This is a genomic window from Mesorhizobium sp. M5C.F.Ca.IN.020.32.2.1 (assembly GCF_004023105.1).
Taxonomy (GTDB): domain Bacteria; phylum Pseudomonadota; class Alphaproteobacteria; order Rhizobiales; family Rhizobiaceae; genus Mesorhizobium; species Mesorhizobium wenxiniae.
This window is the reverse complement of the sequence record NZ_RZSX01001091.1, coordinates 1-1,819: the sequence shown is the minus strand read 5'-3', so window position 1 is coordinate 1,819 and position 1,819 is coordinate 1. Positions and strand designations below refer to the sequence as shown.

Sequence of the window (1,819 nt, the reverse complement as noted above, 5' to 3'; positions counted from 1 at the left end):
CGATGCGCTGACGCTCGACGGCAAGGTCCGTGAAGTCGCCGGCAGCGCCGATCAGCAGTCGCGTACCTTTGCCGTTCGCGTCAGCCTGCCCAACGATCCGCGCGTGCTTCTCGGCATGACCGCCAACATCGAGGCTTCGGCGGCCAACAACAGCCCGCAGAGCGTATCGATCCCGTTGAGCGCGCTGGCGCAAAAGGAAGGCCAGCAGATCGTCTGGACCGTGGACCGCAACGGCGAGACCGTCCATGCGCGTCCGATCAAGGTAGCCGAATTCACCGCCGACGGCGTGCATGTTGCCGAAGGATTGAACCCCGGCGACGTCGTCGTTGCGGCGGGCACGCAATTCATGACCGAGAATCTGAAGGTCAAGCTGACCGGCGATGCGGTGCAGCAGTCCGCATCGGCGGACGACAATGGCGGCGCCGCCAAGCGCGTGCGCTGACGGCCAAGAATAAAACGGCTTTCCTCGCATCGGCGCAAGCCGCGAGGTCAGGCGGTTCATGGTTTCCGGGCGGCAGGTGCCCGATTGTCGAGACGTCAGGTCGATGTAATCCCCCACATCGATCCCCGCGTCCCACCGCGATGAGTGTCTCTCCGCCCGGAAAGCCTCGCCGCCCGGAAGCCAGCATTAGAAGCTCCCTGGGCATGCCATGTGCGTGCGCTGACGATCAGACAAATGGACTGGCGCTATGACCACCGACACCAATGAGAAGCGGCCCTTCAATCTTTCGCGCTGGGCAATCGGGCACCCGAGCATTGCGCGGTTCCTGTTCGGCCTGATCATCGTTGCCGGTGCGCTCGGCCTGATGCGCATGGGCCAGAAGGAAGACCCGGACTTCACTTTCCGCGTCATGGTCGTCCAGGCTGTCTGGCCGGGGGCCTCGATCCAGGAGATGGAGGACCAGGTCGTCAACAAGATCGAGCGCAAGCTGCAGGAAACGCCGCATCTCGATTTCGTCCGTTCCTACACGCGCGCCGGCAGCGCCATCATTACCTTGCAGGTGGAAGGCGACACCAATCCTACGCAGGTCGCGGATGCGTTTTACCAGGTACGCAAGAAGGTCGGCGATATCGCCAATGAGCTGCCTCAAGGTCTGCTTGGGCCCTACTTCAACGATGAGTTCGGCGACACTTTCATCACCCTGCATTCGATCAGCGGCGACGGCTACAGCTATCCCGAGCTGAAGAAACTAGCCATCCAGGCGCGTGACATGCTGCTGACGACGCCCGGCGTCGAGAAGGCCGTGATCATCGGCGACCAGCCGGAAAAACTCTACATCGACGTTTCGTCCAAGGTGCTTGCCGAGCGTGGCCTGACGCTCACCGATCTGCAGAACGCGATCAAGGGCCAGAACAATGTCGATCCGGCAGGCTCGGTCGATACCGGCCAGCGTTCGGTGCGCATCTCGGTCGAAGGCAGCGTGACGGAGGCGGCCGACATCCGCGAACTTCGCCTGCGCGCCGGCAACCAGGTGACGCGCCTCGGTGACATCGCAACCGTGACCACAGGTCTCGAAGACCCCTATCAGCGCAAATACCGCTTCAACGGCCACGACAGTGTCCAGGTCGGCGTCGTCATGGCCAAGGGCTTCAACGTCACCGATGTCGGCAAGGAGGTCGAGGCGACCTATCACCGCTTCGAAGAAGCGTTGCCTTACGGCGTTTCGGTCGATCAGATCGCCGACCAGCCGGAAGTCGTGCGGGAAGCGGTGAGCGAGTTCATGAAGGCGCTTGGCGAGGCGCTGCTGATCGTGCTTGTCGTCTCGTTCCTGACGATCGGCTGGCGTTCGGGCCTGGTGATCGCGATCACCATTCCGCT

Annotated in this window: 1 protein-coding gene and 1 pseudogene; both read left to right on the top strand. The window is 62.6% G+C overall.

Annotated features, from left to right (window positions below; genetic code table 11):
• A pseudogene (locus EOA86_RS33170) lies at positions 1 to 442 on the top strand (efflux RND transporter periplasmic adaptor subunit); the annotation flags it as partial.
• 247 nt (positions 443 to 689) lie between these two features.
• Positions 690 to 1,819 (top strand): efflux RND transporter permease subunit (locus EOA86_RS33165; RefSeq protein WP_164892258.1); only part of this gene is annotated, 1,130 nt, incomplete at its 3' end.